Source organism: Gammaproteobacteria bacterium (assembly GCA_035501935.1).
Lineage (GTDB): Bacteria > Pseudomonadota > Gammaproteobacteria > JAJPIJ01 > JAJPIJ01 > JAJPIJ01.
Genome location: DATJVC010000004.1, coordinates 48340 through 74715 on the forward strand (window position 1 = coordinate 48340; position 26376 = coordinate 74715).

At 62.2% G+C, this 26376-nt stretch carries 28 protein-coding genes; 9 read left to right on the forward strand and 19 right to left on the reverse strand.

Annotated elements, in window-relative coordinates:
* Positions 1-23: 23 nt before the first annotated feature.
* Positions 24-566 carry an NlpC/P60 family protein gene (locus VMH34_00790; protein HTT07320.1) on the forward strand — a complete coding sequence of 181 codons (543 nt, stop codon included), beginning with the start codon at positions 24-26 and terminating at the stop codon, positions 564-566.
* A 2-nt stretch (positions 567-568) separates the two neighbouring features.
* Here the strand turns inward: VMH34_00790 and VMH34_00795 are convergent, their stop codons facing one another.
* The 6 genes from VMH34_00795 to VMH34_00820 are packed head-to-tail and all read right to left on the reverse strand — an operon-like array spanning position 569 to position 6022.
* Positions 569-1186, reverse strand: coding sequence for an RnfABCDGE type electron transport complex subunit G (locus VMH34_00795; protein ID HTT07321.1), 618 nt, complete (start codon positions 1184-1186; stop codon positions 569-571).
* On the reverse strand, positions 1183-2208 hold the full coding sequence (locus VMH34_00800) for an RnfABCDGE type electron transport complex subunit D (protein ID HTT07322.1): 1026 nt from the start codon (positions 2206-2208) through the stop codon (positions 1183-1185). Before VMH34_00800 ends, VMH34_00795 begins: the two co-directional genes overlap by 4 nt.
* Positions 2205-3737, reverse strand: a complete 1533-nt coding sequence (gene rsxC, locus VMH34_00805) for an electron transport complex subunit RsxC (GenBank protein HTT07323.1) — start codon at positions 3735-3737, stop codon at positions 2205-2207. Before rsxC ends, VMH34_00800 begins: the two co-directional genes overlap by 4 nt.
* Before the next feature lies 1 nt (position 3738).
* The gene (locus tag VMH34_00810) at positions 3739-4227 is read right to left on the reverse strand and encodes an RnfABCDGE type electron transport complex subunit B (GenBank protein ID HTT07324.1); all 489 of its coding nucleotides are present in this window, start codon (positions 4225-4227) and stop codon (positions 3739-3741) included.
* On the reverse strand, positions 4227-4802 hold the full coding sequence (locus VMH34_00815) for an Rnf-Nqr domain containing protein (GenBank protein ID HTT07325.1): 576 nt from the start codon (positions 4800-4802) through the stop codon (positions 4227-4229). The genes VMH34_00810 and VMH34_00815 overlap by 1 nt, the downstream gene beginning before the upstream one ends.
* A gap of 20 nt (positions 4803-4822) precedes the next feature.
* Entirely contained in the window at positions 4823-6022 is a 1200-nt protein-coding gene (locus VMH34_00820; GenBank protein ID HTT07326.1) for a carboxynorspermidine decarboxylase, read from the reverse strand.
* Between the two features lie 141 nt (positions 6023-6163).
* On the opposite strand from VMH34_00820, the gene VMH34_00825 reads away from it, so the two are divergent.
* The 3 genes from VMH34_00825 to msrB all read left to right on the forward strand — a co-directional run bounded on the left by VMH34_00825 (position 6164) and on the right by msrB (position 9295).
* A complete protein-coding gene (locus tag VMH34_00825) occupies positions 6164-7102 on the forward strand; it encodes an ABC transporter ATP-binding protein (GenBank protein ID HTT07327.1) in 939 nt (312 codons plus the stop codon).
* 6 nt (positions 7103-7108) lie between these two features.
* On the forward strand, positions 7109-7879 hold the full coding sequence (locus VMH34_00830; protein ID HTT07328.1) for an ABC transporter permease: 771 nt from the start codon (positions 7109-7111) through the stop codon (positions 7877-7879).
* Positions 7880-8098: 219 nt separating this feature from the next.
* Entirely contained in the window at positions 8099-9295 is a 1197-nt protein-coding gene (gene msrB / locus VMH34_00835; GenBank protein HTT07329.1) for a peptide-methionine (R)-S-oxide reductase MsrB, read from the forward strand.
* A gap of 86 nt (positions 9296-9381) precedes the next feature.
* Here msrB and VMH34_00840 read toward each other — a convergent pair whose 3' ends face one another.
* The 13 genes from VMH34_00840 to VMH34_00900 all read right to left on the reverse strand — a co-directional run bounded on the left by VMH34_00840 (position 9382) and on the right by VMH34_00900 (position 21226).
* A complete protein-coding gene (locus VMH34_00840) occupies positions 9382-9666 on the reverse strand; it encodes a hypothetical protein (protein ID HTT07330.1) in 285 nt (94 codons plus the stop codon).
* 5 nt (positions 9667-9671) lie between these two features.
* Positions 9672-10415 (reverse strand): molybdopterin-dependent oxidoreductase, encoded by a 744-nt coding sequence (locus VMH34_00845; GenBank protein ID HTT07331.1) that lies wholly within the window; start codon positions 10413-10415, stop codon positions 9672-9674.
* A 25-nt stretch (positions 10416-10440) separates the two neighbouring features.
* Complete coding sequence (locus VMH34_00850) at positions 10441-11100, reverse strand: cytochrome b/b6 domain-containing protein (protein HTT07332.1); 660 nt, start codon at positions 11098-11100, stop codon at positions 10441-10443.
* 194 nt (positions 11101-11294) lie between these two features.
* Positions 11295-11651, reverse strand: a complete 357-nt coding sequence (gene queD / locus VMH34_00855; protein HTT07333.1) for a 6-carboxytetrahydropterin synthase QueD — start codon at positions 11649-11651, stop codon at positions 11295-11297.
* A 23-nt stretch (positions 11652-11674) separates the two neighbouring features.
* Positions 11675-12556, reverse strand: coding sequence for a D-amino acid aminotransferase (locus VMH34_00860; protein ID HTT07334.1), 882 nt, complete (start codon positions 12554-12556; stop codon positions 11675-11677).
* Positions 12544-13848 (reverse strand): D-alanyl-D-alanine carboxypeptidase family protein, encoded by a 1305-nt coding sequence (locus VMH34_00865; protein HTT07335.1) that lies wholly within the window; start codon positions 13846-13848, stop codon positions 12544-12546. The genes VMH34_00860 and VMH34_00865 overlap by 13 nt, the downstream gene beginning before the upstream one ends.
* 50 nt (positions 13849-13898) lie before the next feature.
* The gene (locus VMH34_00870; GenBank protein HTT07336.1) at positions 13899-14714 is read right to left on the reverse strand and encodes a septal ring lytic transglycosylase RlpA family protein; all 816 of its coding nucleotides are present in this window, start codon (positions 14712-14714) and stop codon (positions 13899-13901) included.
* A complete protein-coding gene (mltB, locus tag VMH34_00875) occupies positions 14711-15700 on the reverse strand; it encodes a lytic murein transglycosylase B (GenBank protein ID HTT07337.1) in 990 nt (329 codons plus the stop codon). The genes VMH34_00870 and mltB overlap by 4 nt, the downstream gene beginning before the upstream one ends.
* A 77-nt stretch (positions 15701-15777) precedes the next feature.
* On the reverse strand, positions 15778-16869 hold the full coding sequence (gene rodA, locus VMH34_00880) for a rod shape-determining protein RodA (GenBank protein ID HTT07338.1): 1092 nt from the start codon (positions 16867-16869) through the stop codon (positions 15778-15780).
* Positions 16856-18745: a penicillin-binding protein 2 gene (mrdA, locus tag VMH34_00885; protein HTT07339.1), complete on the reverse strand. Its 1890-nt coding sequence runs from the start codon at positions 18743-18745 to the stop codon at positions 16856-16858. The genes rodA and mrdA overlap by 14 nt, the downstream gene beginning before the upstream one ends.
* 9 nt (positions 18746-18754) lie before the next feature.
* Positions 18755-19249, reverse strand: coding sequence for a rod shape-determining protein MreD (gene mreD, locus VMH34_00890; GenBank protein HTT07340.1), 495 nt, complete (start codon positions 19247-19249; stop codon positions 18755-18757).
* 4 nt (positions 19250-19253) lie between these two features.
* Positions 19254-20126 carry a rod shape-determining protein MreC gene (gene mreC, locus VMH34_00895; protein ID HTT07341.1) on the reverse strand — a complete coding sequence of 291 codons (873 nt, stop codon included), beginning with the start codon at positions 20124-20126 and terminating at the stop codon, positions 19254-19256.
* 53 nt (positions 20127-20179) lie between these two features.
* On the reverse strand, positions 20180-21226 hold the full coding sequence (locus VMH34_00900; GenBank protein HTT07342.1) for a rod shape-determining protein: 1047 nt from the start codon (positions 21224-21226) through the stop codon (positions 20180-20182).
* Between the two features lie 226 nt (positions 21227-21452).
* On the opposite strand from VMH34_00900, the gene gatC reads away from it, so the two are divergent.
* The 5 genes from gatC to gmk form a co-directional block, all read left to right on the forward strand.
* Positions 21453-21740 (forward strand): Asp-tRNA(Asn)/Glu-tRNA(Gln) amidotransferase subunit GatC, encoded by a 288-nt coding sequence (gatC, locus tag VMH34_00905; GenBank protein ID HTT07343.1) that lies wholly within the window; start codon positions 21453-21455, stop codon positions 21738-21740.
* A gap of 27 nt (positions 21741-21767) precedes the next feature.
* Entirely contained in the window at positions 21768-23222 is a 1455-nt protein-coding gene (gene gatA / locus VMH34_00910; GenBank protein HTT07344.1) for an Asp-tRNA(Asn)/Glu-tRNA(Gln) amidotransferase subunit GatA, read from the forward strand.
* Positions 23223-23235: 13 nt separating this feature from the next.
* Positions 23236-24669, forward strand: coding sequence for an Asp-tRNA(Asn)/Glu-tRNA(Gln) amidotransferase subunit GatB (gene gatB, locus VMH34_00915; GenBank protein HTT07345.1), 1434 nt, complete (start codon positions 23236-23238; stop codon positions 24667-24669).
* Between the two features lie 310 nt (positions 24670-24979).
* On the forward strand, positions 24980-25855 hold the full coding sequence (locus VMH34_00920; GenBank protein HTT07346.1) for a YicC/YloC family endoribonuclease: 876 nt from the start codon (positions 24980-24982) through the stop codon (positions 25853-25855).
* Positions 25852-26376, forward strand: a 525-nt coding sequence (gene gmk, locus VMH34_00925) for a guanylate kinase (protein ID HTT07347.1), incomplete at its 3' end; no start/stop codon positions are given. The genes VMH34_00920 and gmk, both read left to right, overlap by 4 nt.

The following is a 26376-nucleotide window of genomic DNA, read 5'->3' on the forward strand; positions in this document are numbered from 1 at the left end:
GTTGCTAGGGGGAATTTGACGTAATGCGGATTGGCGTTCTGGCCCTGGTGGTCATGCTGCTGTCCGGATGCGCGGGCACGCCGCAGGCGCCGGCGCCAGTGGTCGATCTCAATGCACCGCCCGGGTACGCACCCCATCCCCCCCCACCGCTGCCGGCGCCACCCAGCACGCCGCTCGCTGAGTTACTGTCCTACGCCACCAGTCTGCGTGGTGTCAGCTATCATCCGGGCGGGACGTCACCACAACAAGGCTTCGATTGCAGTGGCTTCGTCCGGCACGTGTATGGCCGCTGGGGTGTATCATTGCCGCACAACGCGGATGAGATGGCGCGCAGCCTGCCGCCCATACTGCCGGCGGATCCGCGTCCGGGTGATCTGGTGTTCTTCAACACCCTCGGCCGCGCCCATTCGCATGTCGGCATCTATCTGGGAAAGGATGAATTCATCCATGCCCCCAGCAGCCGCAGCGAAACGGTGATGGTATCCAGCCTCCAGGACAGCTACTGGCGCAAGCGCCTCGATGGGGTGCGCCGCCCCTCAATCGCACCGGCGCAAACCGCGAAATAACCTCAACGCGCGGCGGTGATTTCGTCGTGGTGGGCGGCGTACAAAGCCAGTGCCTGATGCAGGGCATTGGTTGTCACGCGCGAGGTGATGGTCGCACCGCTCAGCGCGTCAAAATCGCCGCCGTCCTGCTTGACCGACCACCGCTCCGCGGGAGGATTACCCAGCGAGCGCCCACCGAATTGCGACAACCAGCCGGAATGGCGCGGATCGACGTTGGCGCCCAGTCCCGGCGTTTCATGCTGCTCCAGCACCCGTACGGCGCGCAGCCGCCCGTCCGCCTCCACGCCGATCATCAGGCGCAGCGGCGCGTTGTAGCCCGGCGTGGTGATGATCGCAAGCGCCGCGCCGATCAGCGCCTTCCCCTTCCTTGCCGGGTAGATCGTCAGTGGCTCGGTGCCGCCGAAATAATCCGGATCGGTGAATTGCACCGCTTCTTTCAGCACGTCATTGTCATAATCCGGCGGCAATACCTGCCGCAGATCGCGCAGGAGATGCTGCTCAGCCGCCAGTCCGGCACGCGCGGAGGTGTAATTGTCGACGCTTTTCAATACCGCGCCGGAAAACAAACTCACAATCAATACGGCAAGCGGCGTGCGCCAGGATCGCAAACGGCCGTTCACGATCGCGCCCCCAGAATGCGCGGCTGGGTATGGCGCTCGATGAATGGCGCGGCGCCGTTCATGATCAGCACCGCAAAGGCCACCCCGTCGGGATAGTTTCCGAAGGTGCGGATGAGATAGATCAACAGCCCGACGGCTATGCCGAACAGCAACCGGCCGCGCTGCGTGCCGGGCGCGGACACCGGATCGGTGGCCACGAAAAAGGCGCCCAGCATGGTGGCCCCGCTGAAGAGATGCAGGAGCGGCGGGGCATAACGATCGCCATCCGCCAGATGAAAAACAGTGGCGATGATAAACAGCGCCGACAGCAGCGCCGCTGGAATTTGCCAGCGGATCACCCCGATCCTAAGCAACCACAATCCACCCACGAATGCAGCCACGTTGACCCACTGGGCGTTGCGATCTCCGAGCAGGCCGTAGATCGGTTGCGAGCCGATCTCCGACATCATTTTCATGGCGCGCAGCTGCGTGCGCGTGTATTCCAACACCGTTGCACCGCTATAGCCGTCAACCGGCGATGGTGCGCCACCGACAAACCGGATCAAAGACTCGATCCATCCCGGCGCGGTGTGTCCGGCGTCGATCGGCGCCCACGCCTTCATCGCCACCGGAAAGCACAGCAATAGAAAAACATACCCGGCCATCGCCGGATTGAAGAGATTGTGGCCGAGGCCGCCATAGGCGTGTTTTACCAGCGCCAGGGCGAAAACAAGGCCCATCACCGTGAGCCACCATGGCGCCCATGGCGGCATCGCGAGCGCGAAGATCGTGGCGGTAACTGCCGCGCTGCCGTCGCTCAAATGCGGTTGCAGCGGCAGACCGCGCCAGCGCAACAGCAGCGCTTCGCAGGCATGGGCGACGAGCAGCGCCCACAACCACTGGAGAATCACGCCGGGGCCGTAGCAATAAAACATGACAACAAGCATTGGAATAATCGCCATCAACACCTGGCGCATCACCAACGCGACGGAGGCAGGCTGATGTAAATGCGGTGAACCTGCGCCGCCGGAGGTGGCCGTCATGCCGCACCGCTTTCTCCGCCGTTCGTGGGGTCCGGCGGTTCGTTCGCGGCGCGTTTGGCGCGCACTCGCTCGACAGCGGCCGTGATTTCGGCACGCATCGCCTCCTTGTCCATCGTGCCGGCCGGTGATGCCGACTCGGCCGTTTCCGGCGCGGTTTGATCCGCCGCCAGACGCTGCTCATGCCGCTCGTAGCGCCGGCGATTTTCCGCCGCCGTTTGCTGCCGCCGTTCGGTGGCGGCAATGCCGGCCTTGGCCTGCCGGTAGTAGCTCACCAGGGGAATATGGCTTGGGCAGACATAAGCGCAGGCGCCGCATTCGATGCAATCGAAGAGATGCAGGTCCTGCGCGGCATCAAGATCGCCGGCCCGCGCGTATTCATACAGCGCGCGGGCATTGAGTTGCACCGGGCAGACCCGCAGGCATTCGCCGCAGCGTATGCATGGCATGGACATCATGGACACCCGTGCGGCCTCCTGTACCAGCAGGCAATTCGTCACCTTGGTCACCGGTACTTCCAGATGCGACAGCGCCATTCCCATCATGGGCCCGCCCATGATCACCTGTTGTTTCCCGTAACCGCCCCAGCCGCTCTGCTGCAGCAGATGACTGACGGGTGTGCCGAGCAGCGCCTGCCAGTTGCCCGGCTGCTGCACGGAGCCCGTGACCGTGACGTAGCGCGACATGAGCGGACGGCCCTCCACCACGGCTTGGTATACCGCCTGCGCAGTGGCCACATTGTGCATCAGCACCCCCGCCTGTATGGGCAATCCCTTGCTCGGCACCTCCCGACCGGTCAGCATTTTGATCAACTGTTTCTCGCCGCCAGCGGGATAGATCGCCGGCACCGATCCGACCGTCACGTCCTCACCGGCATGGGACTGCAACGCGGCCAGCGCCTCCGGCATGTCCTCTTCCACGGCGATGAAACACTCGCCGGCATTCACCGCCCGTTTCAGCCAGCGCGCGCCGGCCACGATCCCGGTGGCATGTTCGCGCATCAGTCGATCGTCACAGGTGATGTAGGGCTCGCACTCCACGCCATTGATGATCAAGGTCTGCACCGTACGCGTCAGTCCCTCCCTGACCTTGACGTGCGAAGGGAAGCCGGCGCCGCCCATGCCGATGACGCCGGCTTCCACCAGCCGGCGCTGAATGGCGTCGCCATCCGCGTCAGCGGACAGGGGCGGCCAGGGATCCACGCTGCGGCCTTCGCCATCGACTTCAATAACGATGCACGTCGCGGTGATGTCTCCGGGCGCAACGGGAAAATCACCGATGTCCCGGACCACGCCGGAGGTCGCGGCATGCAGCGCCTGACTGACATAGGTATCCGGTTGCGCGAGACATTGTCCCCGCAGCACGCGATCACCGGGCTTGATGATGGGCCGCGCCGCCGTGCCGATGTGGCTGCGCAGGGGATAAATCAGTCGCGCCGGCAACGGCGGTACGCGCGACGCCCCGGTGTTGGACAGGTTTTTGTGGCGCGGCACCCGCACCCCACCGCCCCACGCATGTTGCGGCAGCGTCACTTCAACCTCCCGAAGTCCGCAACTGGATGCAATCCACCGGGCATGGCGGCAGGCACAGACCACAGCCGGTGCACAGCGCGGCGATCACGGTGTGCATCAGTTTGGGCGCGCCGATGATGGCGTCGACCGGGCAGGCGTCCAGGCAGAGCGTGCAGCCGATGCAGGTGGCTTCGTCGATCAACGCCACACGCGGCGGCGACATGGCGGGCGCCGGCATGGGTTCCACGCCCAGCAGATCCGCCAGCGCCGCGACCGTCTCCGTCCCGCCGGGCGGACAGCGGTTGATCGCCGCCTCGCCGCGCACCACTGCCTCGGCATAAGGCCGGCAACCACGATAGCCGCACAAACCGCATTGGGTCTGCGGCAGCAGCGCGTCGATGCGATCAGTTTCTTCCGCGAGCGCCAGACCCTTGCCGGGATCGCGCGCGGGCCGTGCCACGGAAAATCCCGCAGCGAGGCCCACAATCGCCAGCAACAACCAGGGCAGCATTAGAAAATACCCTTCAACCCCTGCCAACCCAATGACATCAGGCCGAGCGTGATCACGGTGATCGGCGCGCCGCGGAATGCCGCCGGCGTCTCGGCAAGCGCCAATCGCTCGCGCACCGCCGCGAGCATCAGCAGCACCAGCGCATAACCCGCGGCCATTCCCAGCCCGCCCAGCACGGCGGCGAAAAACCCGTCGAATTTATCCACCGCCAGCAAGGCAGCGCCCAGCACCAGGCAGTTCACCCGGAACATCGGCAGGAACACGGCGTATTGTTCATGCAGGCCGGGACGTAATCGTTGCGCTGCCAGCTCCAGTCCATGCAGTGCCAGGAAAAAAACCAGCACCCAGAGCGGCAGTTGCCAGGCCGTGAGATTCAGCGGTACCAGCACCTCCACCTGCACGGCGTAGCCGATGATGGCCAGCAGCGGCACGACGACCAAGGTCACCACCGCCATGCCCTGCGCCACTTCATAACGCCGCGACATCGCCAGCAGCGGGCAGATGCCCAGTTGATACTCCAGGGCGAGATTGCCGGCGAGGGCCATGGTCCAGAAACCGTAGGCGGCGTGCGACATGGCCCAATCTTACTCCACGATCAACACCATTGCCGGTGGTAGTCTTCGTAGTCGTATTGTTTGATTGACCGCAATTCGCCGGTCGGCAACCGCAGATGGATCGCCGGCAGATTGTGACCGTTGAAGCGGTGCGCCTTCGCCAGCGCATAGGCCCCGACGCCGTGGAAAGTCACGCGGCTGCCGATTCGGAGCGGCCCCGCAAACCGGTAACGGCCGAAGAGATCGCCCGCGAGACAGGTGCCGCCCGCCAGCAGGTACTCATGAGCACCGGCCACCGATGATTCCAGCACCCGCGGCGTGCGCTGATATTCGAACACCTCCGGCTGATGATTCACCGAGGTGTCCAGCACGGCGATTTGGGTATCCCCCTGTTCGAACACGTCCACCACCGAGGCAACCAGGCTGCCGGCATCGTTCACCAGCGCCTTGCCAGGCTCAAAATAAACCGTGAGTTTTGGATAATGGTCCTTGAGATCGGCCACGAGTGCGGTCAGCACCGTGGCATCGGCCCCATCATCCAGCAGATAGCCGCCGCCCAGATTGAGCCACCGCACCTGTCGCAACGCCTCGGGCAGGGTGTGTTCGATGCGTTCGACGATTTCGCGCAGCGGTGTGAAATCCCGCGACTCGCAATGGGTGTGGAAATGCAGGCCGTCGGGCGGATGGGCGCCGTTCATCAGCCGCGCCCAGGCGGAGGCGCATTGCGCCAGCGGGACGCCCAGCTTGGAATCCGGCCGGCAGGGATCGTAACGCGCATCGGGGACCCGCGAATATTGCGGATTGATGCGCAGGCCCCTCTGCACGCCGCCGCGAGCCTCCGCGGCGAAACGTTCGCACTGCGAAAGTGAGTTGAAATTGATGTGATCGGCGTATCGCACAAGGGCATCGAAGTCCGTGGGCGCGTATCCCGGGGAGGTAACGTGTACCTCTCCCGACGAACCCAACACCTCCCTCGACAACCGGGCCTCGAACAGCGAGCTGGCGGAAAAGCCGTCCACTGAAGGGGCAATCCTGTGCAGCAGCTCCGCCAGTGCGCAGGCCTTGACCGAATACAGCACTCGCAATCCGCTTTGCGCGCGGAGATGCCGTATATGCTGCAATTGTTTCTCCAGTACGGCCAGATCGTAAATCACGGCCGGTGTTTCCAGCGTTGCCGGCAGCGGGATGCCGCGCCCTTCCCGGCCGGCAGCTGTTTCCAGTACCTTCTCCCGATTTGTCATTGGCCTTCGGTCTTCCAGCGTGGAGAAACGGCGTCGCCCGTCAACAGTATTGTGGCACATGGCGGCGAACGGAACATCCTCAGGAAGCGCGGTTCTAGCCCGCGTCGCCATGCGGTTGTTGTAGAATACGCGTGTCATCACATGAACGCGCTTGAAATCACCGGCCTGCGCAAGGTCTACAAAAACGGCGTCCAGGCCCTCAAAGGCATCGATCTCCGTGTGGAACAGGGCGACTTCTTCGCACTGCTCGGACCCAACGGCGCCGGCAAGTCCACCACCATCGGCATCGTCAGCTCGCTGGTCAACAAGACGGCGGGCCGGGTGCGCGTCTTCGGCCATGACATCGACATCGAACTGGAGATCGCCAAGGCCCACATCGGCCTGGTGCCGCAGGAATTGAACTTCTCCCAGTTCGAATCGAGCCTGCAGATCGTCGTCAATCACGCCGGTTTCTACGGCGTCCCCCGCGCGCTTGCGCATCAGCGCGCCGAAAAATATCTGAAGCAACTGGGGCTGTGGGAGAAGCGCAACCAGCCCTCGCGCATGCTCTCCGGCGGCATGAAGCGGCGACTGATGGTCGCGCGCGCGCTGCTGCACGAGCCGAAACTCCTCATTCTCGACGAACCGACCGCCGGCGTGGACATCGAATTGCGTCGCTCGTTGTGGGATTTCCTGAGAAAGATTAACGCCAACGGCACCACCATCATCCTGACCACGCATTACCTCGAGGAGGCGGAGTCGTTGTGCCGGAACATCGCCATCATCGACAATGGTTTGATCATTGAAAATACCGGCATGAAGAGCTTGCTGGCCAAACTGCACATGGAAACCTTCATTCTCGACATAGACCGGCCGCTGGCCGCAGCGCCGTCCCTGCCCGCCTTTCACCTGCAACGGCTGGATGAACTCACGCTGTCGGCAGACATCACCAAGGAACAAAATTTGAATGACCTGTTCACCGCCCTGAGCGCGCAGGGCATACACGTCAAGAGCATGCGCAACAAGGCCAACCGTCTGGAGGAATTGTTTTTGGGCCTCCTCGGCAAAAACGGCCAAGCTGATAGCAAAACAACAGGTTGATTATAGATGCGCCCACGCTACTGGACAGCCTTTCAAACCATCGTCACCAAGGAAGTGACGCGCTTCATGCGCATTTGGATGCAGACGCTGCTGCCGCCGGCGATCAGCATGTCGCTGTACTTCGTCATCTTCGGCAGCCTCATCGGCCCGCGCATCGGCATGATGCACGGGTTTCCCTACATCCAGTACATCGCGCCGGGCCTCATCATGATGTCGGTGATCACCAACGCCTACGCCAACGTGGTGTCGTCCTTCTTCGGCTCGAAATTTCAGAAAAGCATCGAGGAAATGCTGGTTGCGCCGATCCCAAACTGGGTCATCATGAGCGGGTTCATTGCCGGCGGCGTGGTCCGCGGATTGTTCGTGGGCCTGGTGGTCACCGCGGTGGCGCTGTTTTTCACCGATCTGCATCTCTATTCATTCTGGATCACCGCGATTGTGGTCTTGCTGACCTCCATCCTGTTTTCTCTCGGGGGCCTTATCAACGGCATCTTCGCCAAGAAATTCGACGACATTTCGATCATCCCCACCTTCGTGCTCACGCCGCTGACCTATCTGGGGGGCGTGTTTTACTCCATCCAGTTGCTGCCGGAATTCTGGCAGGGGGTCTCGCTTGCCAATCCCATCATCTACATGGTCAACGCCTTCCGTTACGGCATTTTGGGTGTATCCGACATCAGCGTCACCAACGCACTCATCGTGCTGGCGCTGTGTAGTGTGGCACTGACCGTCGCGTGTATCATGCTGATGAATCGGGGCGTCGGCATCCGCACCTGATCATTGCGACGCAGCGGCAGGTGGACACCTGGTCAACACGAACCTGTCTCTGCCGGCATTTCCTGCCAACAGGGGATTTCAACGTATTGAGCCATAAAGACACCTCGGCGCTGCGTTAAGGCACTGGTCTAAAAGATGTAACAAAGCGCGACCGCCGGGCATCGAATTTACAGGATTTGATGGCATAACACCGTTTACCGCGCCCGGGAGGTGGAGAACATGCGTTCAGTTTCAACCGGTATTGTGATCGCCGTGTTAGTTGCGGGGGTTTTGTATTTCACGTCCAACGAATTGCGCCCCAACGATGCAACGGCTGCAGAGCCTGTCTCGGGAACCGCGACCGCAAAGGCGACGTTCGCGGGCGGGTGCTTCTGGTGCATGGTGCCACCTTTCGATCGATTGAACGGCGTGCTATCGGTCACCTCCGGATATACCGGTGGCACGGTGGCCAATCCGACCTACGAGCAGGTCTCGACAGGCACCACCGGTCACGCGGAGTCTGTCGACATAGTCTATGACCCAACGAAGATCTCATACGAGAAATTACTGGACATCTACTGGGACAATATCGATCCCTTAACAGACGATGCTCAGTTCTGCGATGTCGGTAATCAGTATCGAACTGCCATCTTCTATCACGACGAAACCCAACGACAGCTGGCCGAAGCCTCGAAGAAAGCGGAGGAAGCTCGACTGCACGCGCCGATAGTCACACAGATTGTGCCCGCGGGTCCCTTCTATGCAGCGGAGGAACATCATCAGGACTTTTATAAGAAACAAAGCCTGCACTATCACTTGTATCGCGAGGCCTGTGGACGAGACAGTCGACTGAAGGAACTTAGGGAAAAAGCCGGCGGGCAATCCGGCACGGGGGTTGGGAATTTACCGCCAGTGGCCACAACGGGCACCGTAATTCCAATCGCAACTGGAGATATCTCGACTCCCAGGCCGGGTTGGGATGCGAAAAATTTCAAGAAACCGGGTGATGCCGAGTTACAGAAACGTCTCACTCCAATGCAATATGGCGTGACTCAGCAGGAAGGAACAGAGCCCCCCTTCAATAACGAATATTGGCATAACAAAAATGCCGGCATTTATGTCGATATAGTGTCCGGTGAACCGCTGTTCAGTTCACTTGACAAGTACGACTCGGGCACCGGCTGGCCAAGCTTCACCAAACCTATCAATGCGGAGGCCATCACCAATCGCACTGACAATAGTCTATTGATGACCCGCACCGAAGTTCGCTCCACGGTGGGCGACTCGCATCTTGGTCATGTGTTTGACGATGGGCCGGCGCCAACTGGGCTGCGTTATTGCATCAACTCGGCTGCATTGCGCTTCATACCTGTGGAGCAGATGAAAGCCCAGGGGTACGAATCCTACCTGTCGCGGTTCACCACGGGAAAACCTTGAGGAGATTCCCATAATCAAATTGTCTGCCATTGCTTCTCGATAAAGCGATTGAGCTGAAACGAAACGATTAAGAAAACAGCATCATCTTATTTTGCATCCCTTCCCATCTTTGATTCTTCCTGCTTCAAGGTTTCGTCCATAACTTCTTTCTTTTTCGTCTCGCCTTTCATCACATCTTCTATCATCATGCCGTCCTTCTTCATCTTGGTCGGCATGGGTTCCTTCATTTTCATGGGCTGGCCGTGCGCCGTTGCATCCGCCGGCATCATCTTCGCTGCCTCCGCGGCGTCGTCGGCTCGTGCCACACCGGGCGCAAGCAGACTCAGCGCCGCGAGAAAAATGACGGGGCACGCGTAATACCGGGACTTCATGGCGTTCATGAGCCGCTGAACCAGTTGTACCCCTGGTCTTCCCAGTAACCGCCTGGATAGACGTCGGTCACGAAGATCTCGGCGATGTGCTTGGGGTTCTTGAAGCCAAGCTTGGTCGGGATGCGCAGCTTCATGGGAAAGCCATAGCGCACCGGCAGCATCTCGTCGGCGTAGGTGAGGGCCATGATGGTCTGCGGATGCAGGGCGGTCGGCATGTCGATGCTTGTGTAGTAGTGATCGGCACAGCGAAAACCGACGTATTTGGCGGTGAGATCGGCGCCGACCTTCTCAAGGAAGTAGCGGAATGGGACGCCGCCCCATTTGCCGATCGCGCTCCAGCCTTCGACGCAGATATGGCGCGTGACCTGCGATTCCTGTGGCAGCTTGTGCAATTCCATCAGCGTCCACGGCTTGCGATCCCGGATCATGCCCGACAGCTCCAGCCGCCAGGTGACCGGATTGACCACCGGCGCCTCCGGTTCGTCATAGTAGGCATTGAAGGGGAAAGGCTTGGTGATGGCGCTCTCCGGATAGGTGGGCGCCAGTTTGTTCGGGTTGAAGAGGCGTGCCTGCACGCGGTCATTCCAGCGCGACATGCCCAACAACATTCTCTGCACCCGCTCCGCGTTGCTCAGGTCACAGCCGCTCAACAGCGCCAGCACGCCCAGGCTCAATCCCTGTTTCAGTAACAGCCGCCGTTCCAGCCGCCGGATCGCGGGTGACTCGCGGCGGATTTGATCCAGCGTGATATCGGTCTTCAGTTTGGTCACGGCTTCACGCTCCGGAACGATGGGTACCGCTTACGCGCGCCCGGCCGGTCCACATCGGCAGAAAAGTACGCGGGACAAGCGCAACCATGACCACATGAATCGCGACGAACGCGACCAGGGTCCACATGCAGAAGAAATGCACAAAGCGCGCGCCTTCATAGCCGCCCATGAGCGACGCGATTTCCTGAAACTGCACCGGCTTCCAGATCGCCAGCCCCGACAGCACGATCACGATCGCGATGGCGACGACGCCCACATAGGCCAGCCGCTGCACGCCGTTATAGATGCCGAGCTCATGCGCCAGCCGGCCGCGCAGCGCGTCGATAAAATCCATAAGCACGGATTTTGCCCTGATGGGAAGGAAGGTGCGCCGGAAATGGCCGCTCACGATGCCGTAGAGCAGGTAAATTAACCCATTAATGACCAGCAGCCACATGGCGGCGAAATGCCATTGCAAAGCGCCGCCCAACCAGCCGCCAATGGTGTATTTCTTCGGAAACGTGAAATCTTCGAAGAGCGGCGAGGCGTCGTAGATGCGCCAGCCGCTGCCGATCATGACGAATATCGCCAGGGCGTTGACCCAATGCGTGACGCGCACAGTCAGCGGATGCACTTGTGTCCTGTCCCTGGTTGGACGCGTGTTTTGATTTACGATGGCGGCCATGACCGGTTTACTCCCCTCCCAGCCTGCATAGCTGTTCCCTGGCTGATGCGAGAGGCATGCCACAACCCAGCGTCTCGATAAATGACCGTGTCATACAAGGAGATAGACCATGCCTTCGGCGCGTACACCCGTTGATCTTCGACACGGAACCCATCGTATTTGGTGGCTCCGCAGCTTATGGTGGGCCGGGGGTTTTAGTCGCCGGTGTAAACGCAGCCGGCGGTGCAGGTCTCGTGAATAACGATACGGCACAGCCCCGGCAAGGCCGGATGCAGCCGCTGCCAGACCCAATGCGCCAGATTTTCACTGGTGGGATTTTCCAAGCCTTCGATCTCGTTCAAATAGCGATGATCCAGTTGCTCGAACAGCGGCCGGAAGGCGGCACTCACGTCGGCGAAGTCCATCACCCAGCCCGTTGTGGGATTGAGCTCGCCACGCACGTAAACGCCGATGCGGAAGGAATGACCGTGCAAACGATGGCACTTGTGAGTCGCCGGCAGGTTCGGCAGCCGGTGCGCGGCCTCAATGGTGAACTCCTTGAAGATTTCCACGCCCGCGGATTCCAACACATCCATCAGGCCGCCGCGCCAGTTTTAATGCGCGCTACTTCGGCATTGCGGAACTGCTCGTAGAGCGCCACCACCCGCTCCCACACCGGCCCCGGCACGCCGGCACCGACCGGCTTGTCATCGAGCTTTACCACCGGCACGACCTCGCGCACGGAGCTGGTCAGAAAAATTTCATCGGCGGCGCGCAGCTCCGCCTCGCCGACGGCGGTCTCGGCATGGGGGATGCGGTGCGCCGCCAGTAGTTCGACAATCAGATCGCGCGTGATGCCAGGTAACAGATTTTCGCTGTGCGGCGGGGTCTTGACGATGCCATCCGTCACGATAAAGACGTTGCTGGCGGCCCCCTCGGTCAGCCAGCCGTCGCGGATCAGCAGCGCTTCATAGGCGCCGTGCTCCTGCGCAGCGAGCCGCATCAGCACGTTGGCCAGCAACGCGGTGCTTTTGATCTGGCACCATTTCCAGCGGATGTCCTCGCAGACGATCGCCGTCACCGGCTGCCGGTTCTGGCGCACGGCCGGCGAACTCATGGCGAACACCGTCGGTGGCACCGGTTCCGGGAGAACGTGATCGCGCCTGGCCACGCCGCGGGTGATTTGCAGGTACACGGATTGATCGCCGCCACCGTTGCGCTCCAGCAGCGTATTCAACACCGCGCGCCAGCGCTCGCGCGTCAGGGGATTCTTCATCCTGACCGCCATGAGGCTGTTGTCCAATCGCTGAAGATGTTGATCCGGGCGAAACAACCGGCCGGCGAAGGCGGGAATGACCTCGTAGACGCCGTCGCCGAAGATGAAACCGCGATCCAGCACGGAGACGCGCGCCTCACTCAAAGGCACCCACTCGCCGTTCAAATAAACGATCGCGCCCCCCGGCCCTATTGCAGCCATAACTTCACCGTATCCATGACTTGCCCCGTCCAGCCCGCGGGCGCCACGGGCTGCAGCACAATCAAGGGCCGTTGCGCCAGCGTCTTGTCGCCAAGTTGCACGGTGAGCGCACCGCGGCTTTCGCCGGCCGCCAGCGGCGCCACCAGTGGATTCTGCACATCCACCTTGCGTTTGAGTTTGTTCTCCTGCCCGCGCGGGAGGCTGACGTAAAGGTCCTGGGCCAACCCCAGGCTGGCGGTTTCCACCGCGCCCTTCCACACGCGCTGCTCCTGCACCGCCTGATGCGCGGCGTAGAGCTTGCGCGTCTCGAAGAAGCGGAAGCCGTAACCCAGCAGCGCCTCCGCTGCGTCGGCGCGGGCGTTTTCACCTTCAGAATCCAGAATGATCGCGATCAGGCGCATGTCACCGCGCACGGCCGAGGCCGCCAGGCAATAGCCGGCGGTATTGTGAAAGCCGGTCTTGATGCCGTCCACGCTGCCGTCGCGCCACAAGAGCTTGTTGCGGTTCTGCTGTTTGATGTTATTGAAGGTGAACTCACGGATCGAAAACCATTTGTACACATCCGGAAAATCACGGATCAGCGCCGCGGCGAGTTTCCCCAGATCGCGCGCGGTGGTGTAGTGATCCGGCGCCGGCAGGCCGTGGCTGTTGACGAAATGCGTGCCGGTCATGCCGAGGCGCGCGGCATTCTGATTCATCATATCGGCGAACGCGTCCTCCGAGCCGGCGACATATTCCGCCAGCGCCACGCTGGCGTCGTTTCCCGACTGCACGATGTCGCCCTTCATCAGGTCCTCCAGCGACACGCGCGAACCGACCTTGAGAAACATGCTGGAGCTTTCGACGCCGCCGCCGCCGGTGCGCCAGGCCTTCTCGCTGACGGGCACCTGATCGGTGAGTTTTATTTTGCCCTCCTTCAAAGCCTGCGACACGGTGTAGATGGTCATCATCTTGGTCAGACTGGCGGGTTCCATGCGGGCATCGGCGTTGTCCTCGGCCAGCGCCTGTCCGGTGGCAAAATCCATGAGCAGCCAGGCCTGCGCATTGACGGCCGGCGGCGCGGGAACAAACCCAAGGGTCGCCGGCGCGGGTGGCCGGGCGGCGGGGGTTGCCGGCGCCGCCGTGCTGGCGGGCTCATTTTTATCCGGGGGTTTTTTGTCTGCGGCGCCCTTGTCCGCATGAACCTTGATCGAGGGCGCTGATTTTGCCGCGCCGTGGCTGCTTTTTTCCGCCAGCGCCGGCGCTGCCCACAGACCAATGAACACGGTGAGTATATATATGAATGATTTCATGAAGAGTCCAGGTTTGTATTTTATCGAATTTTGCGGGCCGGCTCGCGGCTTCACTCGAGTACGATGCGATATTCTTCCAAGCCCGCTTGCAGCAAGGCATGCACGATGCGATCCGACGCATCCACGTCAGTCAACGGCCCGATTTGCACGCGGTAGACCGCCTGGCCGTTGCTCTCGCCCGGCGCGATCTGCACGTCGGGCACCAGCGCCTGCACGCGCGCGCGCAGGCGATCGGCGTTGCCGCGATCGATGAAGGCGCCGACCTGGATGTAGAACGGCACCGGTGCGCCGCGGCCTTTGGCAGGTACGGTGGCCACCGGCGGCGTGGTCTCCGCAACCGCCGTGGCGGCGGACCCGCCGCCCGGGCTCAGGGCGCGGATTTCGACCAGGCCCGTGCCTTGCGCCCAGATGCCGAGCTTGCGCGCGGCGACATAGGACAAGTCAATGATGCGGTTGTCCTTGAACGGGCCGCGATCATTGACCTTGACCACCGCCCGCTGCCCGGTTTGCAGGTTGGTGACCTCGACATAGGCCGGTATCGGCAGCGTTTTGTGGGCGGCGGTCATTTGATACATGTCATAAATCTCGCCGCTGGAGGTGCGCTTGCCATTAAAGTCCGGCCCGTACCATGAGGCAATGCCGCGTTCGACAAAACCGTTGGCGTTTTTGAGTACATAGTAGCGCCGGCCATCGACGATGTAAGAATCGGGGTTGCCGTATTTTGACAGCGGCTCGGCCTTGGGGACGGCGTCGGGAACCTGTTCCACCGGCACGGGCGGAGGCGAAGGCCTGAAACTGAAACCGCAACCGGCGAGGAACAGCGGCAGCAACACCGCCGGGAACCACCGGCATGAGCGCGGCGTCACTGGATAGCCTCCCCTTGTTCCCCGCACTTCGCGGCGCCTGGAACATGACAGGCTTCACGGATCGCCGCCGCCAGTTGCACCACCACCAGCGCGTAGAGCGGGCTCTGGTTGTAGCGCGTAATGGCGTAGAAGTTATCGAGGCCCAACCAGTACTCGGAGCCGTTTTGCACGGCGAATTGCAGCAACGCCGCCTTTGTCTCCGCCGGCAGCGCGCTTGCGGGCCGTATCCCCTGCTGCGCCAGGGTTTCCACGCTGAGGCTGGGCTTGAGGCCGGCCGCCAGCAGCTTCTGATAATTTTCATTCCCGGTTTGACCGTCGGTTTGCGCAGGAATTGCAATCAACTGGCCCGTGCGCCAGCCGTGCTCGTGCAGATAGTTGGCCACGCTGCCGATGGCATCCGCCGCGCTGCTCCAGATGTCCGCCCGGCCGTCGCCGTCGAAATCCACGGCATAGGCGCGGGTGCTGCTTGGCATGAACTGCGGCATGCCCATCGCGCCCGCGTAGGAGCCGTACAGCGACAGGGCGTCCAGGTGGCGTTCGCGCGTGAGCAGCAGGTAATTCTTCAGTTCGCCGCGGAAAAAATCGGCGCGCGGCGGATAATAAAACGCGAGGGTGTAGAGCGCATCGGCGACCCGGTACCTGCCCGCGTGGCGGCCATAAAAAGTTTCCACGCCCAGAATGGCAACGATGATCCCGGCGTCGACGCCGTATCGCGCCTGTGCCCGCGCCAGTTCATCGGCGTGCAGCCGCCAGAAAACCGCGCCTTCCTGGACGCGTTCCGGAGTGAGAAGGAGGGCCCGGTATTCATACCACGGTTTGACCTCCGCCGGCTTGGCAATGGCCTCCAGAATGTCCGGGAGGCGCTGTGTATCATGGAAGAAGGTGCGCAAGGAGGTGGCGTCGAATCCGTACTCCCGCACCAGTTCATGAATGAACGGCTCGATGGCTGCAGGAGGCGTTTCCTCCGCACACGCCACCGCGCTCATGCACCCTCCCGCAACAGCGGTCAGCAAGAGGAGCAGTGGCAGGGTCAGGGAGCGTAACGGGAAGTGGCGCCTGCGCATCAGAACAGCATTTTTTTCCGGTGCGTATGCACGGACATGAGCATACCGAAAGCCGCCATGAGAGTCACCAGAGAACTGCCGCCGTAACTGATCATGGGCAGCGGCACACCCACCACCGGCAACTGCCCCACCACCATGCCCATGTTCACGAATACATAAATGAACAGCGTCAGCGCCAGACTGCCGGCGAGAAGGCGGCTGGCGTGATCCTGGGCTTCGCTCGCGATCGACAGCCCGCGGGCGATGATCAACAAGTACATCCCGATGAGCAGGGCGGCGCCGGCAAAACCGAATTCCTCGCACACCACGGCGAAGATGAAATCCGTGTGGCGCTCCGGCAGGAATTCCAGCCGCGATTGCGTGCCCTGCAGCCAGCCCTTGCCGAACAGGCCGCCGGAACCGACGGCAATCACGGACTGGATGATGTGATAGCCCGCGCCCAGTGGATCCTGTTGCGGATCGAGCAGGGTGAGTATGCGCTGTCGCTGATAATCATGCAGCAGCGACCAGAGCGGCACCGTGGACGCGGCCACGATCACCACCAGCGCCAGCAGGACGCGCCACGACAAGCCTCCCAGAAAAATGACAAAACCTCCCGCCGCCATGACCAGCACCGCCGTGCCCAGATCCGGTTGCACTGCGATCAAGATCACGGGCAGCAGGATGAACAGTCCGGATAACGTCAGCCGCGCCCACGACGGCGGCAGGCCGTCCACCGTGAGAAAGCGCGCACAGGTCATGGGCACCGCCAGCTTCATGATTTCCGCGGGTTGGAAACGGACCACCCCCAGATCCAGCCAGCGATGCGCCCCGCGGCCGGTTCCCGCGAAATTCAGCACCACCAGCAGGATCATTCCCGCCGCATAAAGCCACGGCGCCAGCCGGGTGAGGGTTTCGGGTTTGAATTGCGCCACGCCCGCCATGATGAAGAGACCGAGCAGCATGCGCCCGCCCTGGCGCGCGACCATCTGCTGATCCTGGCCGGTGGCGCTGTAGAGCACCGCCAGTCCCGCCGCGCACAATATGAAAATGCAGACGAGCAGGATGGGATCGATATGAATCCGCAGCCAGAGCGATTCACGTTTGTCCATGAGGCACCGCCGGGCCCAGCGTCAGAATCCTCAGCAAATATTGATCGAGCACCTGCCGCGCGACCGGCGCGGCGGAACTGCTGCCGCTGGAGCCGTTTTCCACCACCACCGCCAGCGCGATCCGCGGCGCGGTGAGCGGCGCAAAGGCGATGAACAGACCGTGATCGCGCAGACGTTCCGGAACGTCTGTCTCCTCGACGTTCTCGCCCTCCTCGTCCTGCTTGATTCCGAACAATTGCGAAGTGCCGGTCTTGCCGGCGTAGGCGTACGGCGCGCCCTCGCCGGAATGCCGCGCGGTGCCATGTTCACCCTGCACCACTTCGTGCATGGCGGCGGTCACGACGTTCCAATCCCGCGACTGGCGCAGAGTGACCGCGGTTTCGACGGGCGGGGCAATCGTCTCCTCCTCCGCCGGCGGAGAGGGGTGCAGACTGCCGGCGAGATGCGGTGGCACGCTCAGTCCGTGCGTGGCCAGCACCGATACCGCGTGCGCCAGTTGCAGCGGCGTCGCCAGCTGGAAGCCCTGACCGATGCCGGCGATGAGCGTTTCACCGGGATACCAGGGCTGCCGGCGGGTGGCCTGCTTCCAATCGCGCGACGGATTGACGCCGCCCGCCTCGCCGGGCAGATCGATGGCGGTCCTGTCGCCGAATCCAAAACGATCAAGAAAATCGTGCATGCGATCAATCTTGAGGTCCAGCGCCAGCGCGTAGAAATACACGTCGCAGGATTCCACGATGGCCTCCTTCATGTCCATGCGGCCGTGGCCGGGCTTTTTCCAGCAGTGATACTTGCGATCATCGTTGGGCAGCATGAACCAGCCTGGACACCAGGTGGTGGCGCCCGGCGAGCGCACGCCGTAGTACAGCGCCGCCAGCGCCATGAACGGTTTGATGGTCGAACCGGGCGGGTAGACCGCCTGCAAGGCGCGATTGTAGAGGGGGCGGTCCGGCGAATTGAGCAGGGCGGCATACTGGGCGACGCCGATTCCCCTGACGAACGGATTGGGGTCGTAACTGGGCTGGCTCACGAAGGCCAGCACCCCGCCGGTATCGGGATCGAGCGCGACCACGGCGCCGCGCCGGCCGGCGAGCGCCTGCGTGGCGACCCGTTGCAGTGACAGGTTCAGCGTCAGGTGCAGATCCGCGCCGGACACCGCCGGGGTGTTCTCCAGCACGCGCAACACCCGCCCCTGCGAGTTGACCTCGACTTGCTGATAACCGACCTTGCCGTGCAATTCCTCTTCGTAAGTCTGTTCCACGCCGCCCTTGCCGATGTGCGTGGTGGCGCTGTAATTGGCCGCATCCACCGCCCTGAGATCGTTCTCGTCAATGCGGCCGACGTAACCCAGTACATGCGCCAGCAACGCCCCTTGTGGATAGTAACGACTGAGCGATGCAGTGATGTCGAAGCCGGGAAATCGATGGCGATCCAGCGAGAAGCGCGCCACTTCCTCCTCGGTGAGATTGAAGCGCAGGCTGACGTTTTCGAAACGCCGCTTCTGTTTGAGCGCCTGCCGGAAGTGCGTGACATCCGTATCGGTGAGGTCGATTACGCGCCGGATGCGCTGCAGGCTGTCTTCCATGTCGGGGACGCGTTCCGGGACGACGTCGAGACTGAAGGCGGGGCGGTTCTCCGCCACCAGCGCGCCGTCCTGCGTGTAGATCAGCCCGCGCGTCGGGGCCAGCGGCAGCACCTTGACCCGGTTGTCCCGCGACAGGGTGGTGTAATGCTCGTGCTCGGCGATTTGGAGGTAGGCCAGTCGTAACAGCAGCATCCCGAGCAGTACCATGACCAGAAACATGGCGGCAGTCAGCCGGCGCCGCACCAGCTTGAGCTCGCGGACGCGATCTTTGAGCTCCAGCGAATATTCCATCGATCTATCTCAACTCAGATGTGCACGGCGGCGGAGATCGCGCAGGATGACGAACAGCCACGGCCACAACAGCGCGCTGGTCAGCGCCGGCAGGGCCAGGCGCCAGGGATTCGGCGGCTGACCGACCACCGCCATGATGGCGCCGTTCAACGCCATGTAACCCAGGAGCAGACTGCCGACCACGACGGCCTGCTGGCCCAGCGGGAAGACGCGCAAACGGCGATGATTGCTCACCACCAGATAGGTAATAATGCCCAGCCCCAGGGCGTGCTGGCCCAGCACCGCGCTTTGATTGACTTCGATGACGTCCACCAGCAGCCCCAGCACGAAGCCGGTGAACATGCCCACGCGGTTGGGCACGGCCATGGCCCAGTAGATCAGCACCATCGCCACCCATGCCGGCCGCCATGCCACGCCCCATGACGGCAGCGGCATCGCCGTCAACATCAGGGCCACAACGAAACTCGCGGCGATAACCCCTCCGCGCCAGGCGGGCATAGCCATGAAGTTACGGGATGGGAGGAAAAGGCGATCCGGACAGGCCCGCCACCGCCGCCGGCCCGTTCGCCGGCCAGACCAGCAAGACCTGCTGGGAGCGGCCGAGCCGGGCGCTCGGCGCGGCGCTGATTTTCGCGAATGGGTTGCCGGATTCGCGGCTGACCTTGGTCACCTCGCCGACCGGATAACCCGCCGGAAAGCGCCCGCCCAGGCCGGAGGTGGTGACGAGATCGCCCACCCGCACGTCGGCGGTCACCGGCACATAATTCAACTCCAGCACGGCGTCGTTGCCGGTGCCCACCGCGATGGCGCGCACGCCGGTGCGGTTGAATTGCACCGGCAGCGCGTGATTGGGATGGGTGATCAGCATGGCCACGCTGGTGAACGGCGCCACATGAATGACCTGCCCCATCACGCCCTCGGCGTCGACCAGCGGTTGCCCGAGATATACGCCATGCTGGCTGCCCTTGTTGAGCGTCATCTGCGCGGCGTCGGTATCGGCCTGCGCGCCCAGCACATCGGCAACCAGGACTTTCTCGCCCAACTGCACCGAGGAATCCAGTAATTCGCGCAGATGTTTGTTCTCCGATTCCAGCGCCGAGAATTTTTGCAGACGCGATTTCAGCAGCAGGTTCTGCACCTGCAGCTTTTCATTTTCATTCTGAAGCGCCTGGCGGGTGGCCACGGAGGACATCAGCATGTGCGCCGCCTGCACCGGCGCATTGACCATCACCTGCAGCGGATAGACCGCGACCGAAAGCACGGCGCGCAGGGCCTCCAGTTGCCGGTACTGGTGATCCATCACCATGAGCAGGAGCGCACCGGCGATCAGCGTCAGCAACTTCGTCAGCGACGGCGACGGATGGATGAACAAGGACTTCATGCGTCGCTCCCCCTTCTCACGCGCACACTCATCTCTCCCCTTACAACTCGTTGCTACTCAAGCATCAAGACATCCGGCCCATGCTCGTCGATCATCTCCAGCACCCGGCCGCCGCCGCGCGCCACGCAGGTCAGCGGGTCGTCGGCGATGATCACCGGCAGGCCGGTCTCCTCCATCAGCAGCCGGTCGATGTCGCGCAACAGCGCGCCGCCGCCGGTCAACACCAGCCCCCGCTCCGCCACGTCGGCGCCCAGCTCCGGCGGTGTTTTTTCCAGCGCCATCTTGACCGCGCGCACCACGGCGGCCAGCGGGTCTTGCAGGGCTTCAAGAATTTCGTTGCTGTTCAAGGTAAAACTGCGCGGCAGGCCCTCGGCCAGGTTGCGGCCCTTGATCTCGATCTCGCGCACCTCGTTGCCGGGGTAGGCGCAGCCGATCTCCTGCTTGATGCGCTCGGCCGTGGATTCGCCGATCAGGCTGCCGTAATTGCGGCGGATGTAATTGACGATGGCCTCGTCGAACTTGTCGCCGCCGGTGCGCACCGAATCCGAATAGACGACGCCGTTCAGGGATATCACCGCCACTTCCGAGGTGCCGCCGCCGATGTCCAGCACCATCGAGCCGCGCGGATCCGACACCGGCATGCCGGCGCCGATGGCGGCGGCCATCGGCTCCTGGAGCAGAAACACCTCGCGCGCGCCGGCGCCCTTGGCGGAATCATGGATGGCGCGGCGTTCGACCTGCGTGGAACCGCAGGGCACACATACGAGCACGCGCGGGCTGGGGCGGAAGATGCGGTTGCCGTGCACCTTGTGGATGAAGTGCTGCAGCATCTTCTCGGTGATCTCGAAATCGGCGATGACGCCGTCCTTCATCGGCCGGATGGCGTTGATGTGCTCCGGTGTGCGGCCGAGCATGCGCTTGGCCTCGACACCGACGGCGGCGATGGTCTTGTGGCCGCTGTTGTCGCGGCCCTTGCGTACCGCGACCACCGAGGGCTCGTTCAACACGATGCCCTTGCCGCGGACGTAGATCAATGTGTTGGCCGTGCCCAGATCGATGGACAAATCGTTGGAGAACAGGCCTCGTAGTTTTCTTAGCATGTGTACTCTGGTCGTTGTAACCGATATTGCCGCCTATTGTACGCGATAAGCAGTTGGATGTGGCGGTGCGCCAACTGCCTATTTCCGGCTGGTGGCGCGGAGTTAGGATACATATCTTAACACCGTCGCAGGTATCAGGTAACCATCAAATGTGCTATTTTCCGCTCCGGAGATGGCGGGGTGGTTCTCGCCTCCTTTTCGGGTGCATCCATCGATCGAGGTCAACGTGGCATTAAGCCAGGAAGAAGTTTTGGCCATCGCGCGGCTGGCGCGTTTGCAGGTGCCGGACGAACGGCTGCCCGCGCTCGCAAAACAACTGTCCGGCATATTGGAATTCGTCGCGCAGATGAATGCCGTGGATACTGGCAAAGTCGAGCCGCTGGCGCATCCCCTCGACGTCAGCGCGCGCATGCGCGAGGACGAGGTGACCGAGCCGGATCAGCGGCGTGAATTCCAGGCCATCGCCCCGGCCGTTGAGGCCGGTCTTTATCTGGTGCCCAAGGTCATCGAATAACACCGCGCTTTTCGTCTCATGGCCGAACTGCATCATCTCTCTCTGGCGGAACTGGCGCGCGGTCTCGTGCGCGGCGATTTTTCCAGCACCGATCTGACCCGCGCTTGTTTGCAACGCATCGAGGCGCACGATCCGAAACTCAACAGCTTCATCACCGTCACCGCCGAACGGGCGCTGAAGCAGGCCGCCGAGGCCGACGCCCGCCGCCGCACCGGCGACATCGCGCCGTTGAACGGCGTGCCCTACGCGCACAAGGACATCTTCTGCACGAAGGGCGTGCGCACCACCTGCGGCTCGCGCATGCTGGAAAATTTCATCTCACCTTACGATGCCACAGTCACCGAGCGGTTCAATGCCGCAGGTTTGGTGATGCTCGGCAAAACCAACATGGACGAGTTCGCGATGGGCTCCTCCAACGAAACCAGTCATTTCGGCGCGGTGCGCAATCCCTGGAACACGGACTGCGTCCCCGGCGGTTCGAGCGGCGGCACTGCGGCAGCGGTGGCCGCGCGGCTGGCGCCGTTCGGCACCGGCACGGACACAGGCGGCTCCATCCGCCAGCCGGCGGCATTGTGCGGCATCACCGGCATCAAGCCGACCTATGGCTGCGTGTCGCGCTGGGGCATGATCGCCTTCGCGTCGAGCCTTGATCAGGGCGGCCCCATGACGCAGACCGCCGAGGACGCAGCGCTGGTGCTAAACGTGATCTGTGGCTTCGATGCGCGCGATTCGACTTCACTGGAGCGACCTGCCGAGGACTACGCGCGCGATCTGAATGCGTCACTCAAGGGACTGCGCATCGGTCTGCCAAAGGAATATTTCGGCCAGGGGCTGGACCCGGCGGTGGCGGACACGGTACACGCCGCCGTGCGCGAGTTCGAAAGGCTCGGCGCGAAGATCAAGGAAATCAGCCTGCCCAACGGTCATCTCTCCATCCCGGCGTACTACGTCGTGGCGCCCGCTGAATGTTCCTCGAACCTGAGCCGCTTTGACGGCGTGCGCTACGGCCACCGCTGCGACAAACCCAGGGACTTGATGGACCTCTACTGCCGCTCGCGCGGCGAAGGCTTCGGCCCCGAAGTGCAGCGCCGCATCCTGATCGGCACCTATGCCCTCTCCGCCGGTTACTACGACGCCTACTATCTCAAGGCGCAGAAGATCCGCCGTTTGATCCGCGATGATTTCGCGCGTGCCTTCAAGGAAGTCGACCTGATCGCCGGCCCCACCTCGCCGACCACGGCCTTCAAGATCGGCGAGAAGACCTCCGATCCGGTGACCATGTATCTCTCCGACATCTACACCATCGCCGTCAACCTCGCCGGCCTGCCGGGCATGTCGATCCCGGCCGGCTTCGTCAACAATCTGCCGGTGGGCCTGCACGTGATCGGCAATTACTTTGGCGAGGCGCGCATGCTGAACGCCGCCCACCAGTATCAGCAGGCCACCGACTGGCATAAGCGCCGGCCTGCGGCATTCGGCTAAGCGAAGAAATCATATGAACTGGGAAACAGTCATCGGCTTGGAAATCCACGCGCAGCTTTTAACGCGCAGCAAGATTTTCTCCGGTGCCGCGACCGCGTTCGGGGCCGAGCCGAATACACAGGCCTGCGCCATCGACCTCGGTCTGCCGGGCGTGCTGCCGGTGCTGAACAAGGAGGCCGTGCGCATGGCCGTGGCCTTCGGGCTGGCCGTGAACGCGCAGATCGCGCCGCGCTCCGTGTTCGCGCGCAAGAATTACTTTTATCCCGATCTGCCCAAGGGCTATCAGATCAGTCAGTACGAACTGCCCGTTGTTGGCAAAGGATCCATCCACATCCAGCTTGACGGTAGCGACAAACGCATCGGCATCACCCGCGCGCATCTGGAGGAGGACGCCGGCAAATCGCTGCACGAGGACTTCCACGGCATGAGCGGCATCGATCTCAACCGCGCCGGCACACCGCTATTGGAAATCGTCTCCGAGCCGGACATGTGCTCGGCCAAGGAGGCCGTCGCTTACATGAAGGCGATCCACCAGCTCGTGCGTTATCTCAGGATTTGCGACGGCAACATGCAGGAGGGCAGTTTTCGCTGCGACGCCAATGTGTCCGTCCGCCGGCAGGGTGAAAGCAAACTCGGCACGCGCTGCGAAATCAAAAATCTGAACTCGTTCCGCTTTATCGAGCACGCCATCAATCATGAGATCGCGCGCCAGATCGAACTTATCGAAGGCGGCGGCAAGGTCGTGCAGGAAACCCGTCTGTACGATCCGGACAAAGACGAGACCCGTTCGCTGCGCGCCAAGGAGGAGGCCAATGACTACCGCTACTTCCCCGATCCCGATCTGCTGCCGCTGGTCATCGAGCCTGCGTTTATTGAATCCGTGGAGCAGTCGCTGCCGGAATTGCCGGAGGCCAAGCGCGGACGGTTCATGAATCAGTACGCCTTGTCGGCCTATGACGCCGGCGTGCTCACCGCCAGCCAGGAGCTGGCCGATTATTACGAGGCCTGCGTCAAGCTCGTCGGCGGCGAGGCAAAGCTCGTCGCCAACTGGATCATGGGTGATCTCTCGGCCTTTTTGAACAAGGAAGGCAAGGACATCACGCAGAGCCCGGTGTCGCCGGAACTCCTGAGCGGCATGATCAAACGCCTCATCGACAAAACCATCTCCAGCACCATCGCCAAGAAGGTCTTTGAACTCATGTGGGCCGGCGAAGGCACCGCCGATCAAATTATCGAGAAACACGGACTGAAGCAAGTCACCGACACCGACGCCATCGAAAAGGCCATCGCCGAGGTCATGACCGAGAACCCCACGCAACTCGAACAGTACCGTTCCGGCAAGGACAAACTCTTCGGCTTCTTCGTCGGCCAGGTCATGAAGAAGATGCAGGGCAAGGCCGCTCCCGATCAGGTCAACGCCCTGCTCAAAACCAAATTACAGCCGTGAAAAATATCAGCACCGAGTGCTGGCTTCGTATTGTTAATGTTTGCCCTTGGCGCAACAGGTCTGGCACTACATTTTTATGGATTTAGAAAATTAGGAATGACCTTAGTAGCGATGGCAATTTTCATAGCATTCTTTGGTGTTGCAAAGAATGTTACAGCCCTATTTGCACAATTATTCATAAAGAAAAAATAAAAGAGCATATTAGTCAGCATCGCTGGAAATGGAGAAACGTGGCATTATGCCCGCCAGGGGATGGGCCTGTCTTCGTAAATGAGCCCTGCATGGATTCACCGTTCAGATTATAGAGGGGATGCCCGTGGTCGCCAGCATGACTGCTTTTGCGCGCAGTTCGGTCCAGGGAGACTGGGGCCGCGCGACGTGGGAATTGCGCTCGGTCAATCACCGCTTTCTGGAAATCACCTTGCGGCTGCCGGAGGAATTGCGCGGCCTGGAGAGCAACTTCCGCGAGCGCATCGAGCAGCGCGTCAAGCGCGGCAAGGTGGACGGGCTGCTGCGCTATGACGGCTCGGCCGCGGCCTCGCAGACACCACATGTGAATGTCGAACTGGTGCGCGCGCTGATTGCCGCCGGCTCGCAGATCGATGCCCTGCTCAAGAATCCCTCGCCGCTCAAGACCTGCGACCTGCTGCGCTGGCCGGGCGTTTTGAGTGTCGAAGAAACCAACGTCGAGGTGCTCGGCGAGGTGCTATCCACGCTGCTCGAACAGACGCTGGACGCCCTGGTCGCCACCCGCCGCCGTGAGGGCGGCAAACTCGCGCAACTGATCGAGCAGCGCTGCGGCGCATTGGGCCAGCGTGTCGCCCAGATGCGGACGCAGTTGCCCGCCATCCAGGAGCATCTCAAAAATCGCCTGCGCCAGCGCCTCCAGGAACTGAGCCTGACCAACATCGAGCCGGGGCGGTTGGAACAGGAACTCGCACTCATGCTGCAACGCCTCGACGTGGCCGAGGAGATGGACCGGCTGGAGACCCACATCGCCGAGACCGGGCGCGTGCTGGCACAGGACCCGGCGCCCGGGCGGCGGCTGGATTTCCTGATGCAGGAGTTGCACCGCGAGGCCAACACGCTGGGGTCCAAATCCGCGCACGTGGACACCACCGGCGTCGCGCTCGACCTCAAGGTGATCATCGAGCAGATGCGCGAGCAGATTCAGAATATAGAATGACGACCGCGGACCTCTTCATCGTCTCGGCGCCCTCCGGCGCGGGCAAGACCAGCCTCGTCAACGCACTCGTGGCTTCCTTCGATCGGGTGGTGCCCTCAGTCTCCTACACCACGCGCCCGCCGCGTCCCACCGAGCGCAACGGCGTCGATTATCACTTTGTCAGTCCGGCGGAGTTCGATCGCATGATTACCGCCGGCGCCTTCCTCGAACACGCGGAGGTATTCGGCAACCGCTACGGCACCGCGCGCGCGGCCATCGAGACCGAGTTGGGCAAAGGACGCGACGTGGTGCTGGAGATCGACTGGCAGGGCGCCCGCCAGATACGCGTCCGGATGCCCGAGAGCGTCAGCATCTTCATCCTGCCGCCCTCGCTGCCGGAGCTGGAACGCCGCCTGCGCAATAGGGAAAGCGACGATGCGGAGACAATCCGGCGCCGCCTCGAGGAGGCGGCCGCGGAGATGTCGCACTACCCGGAATACGACTACGTCATCGTCAACGGGATCTTCGAGCAGGCGCTGCTG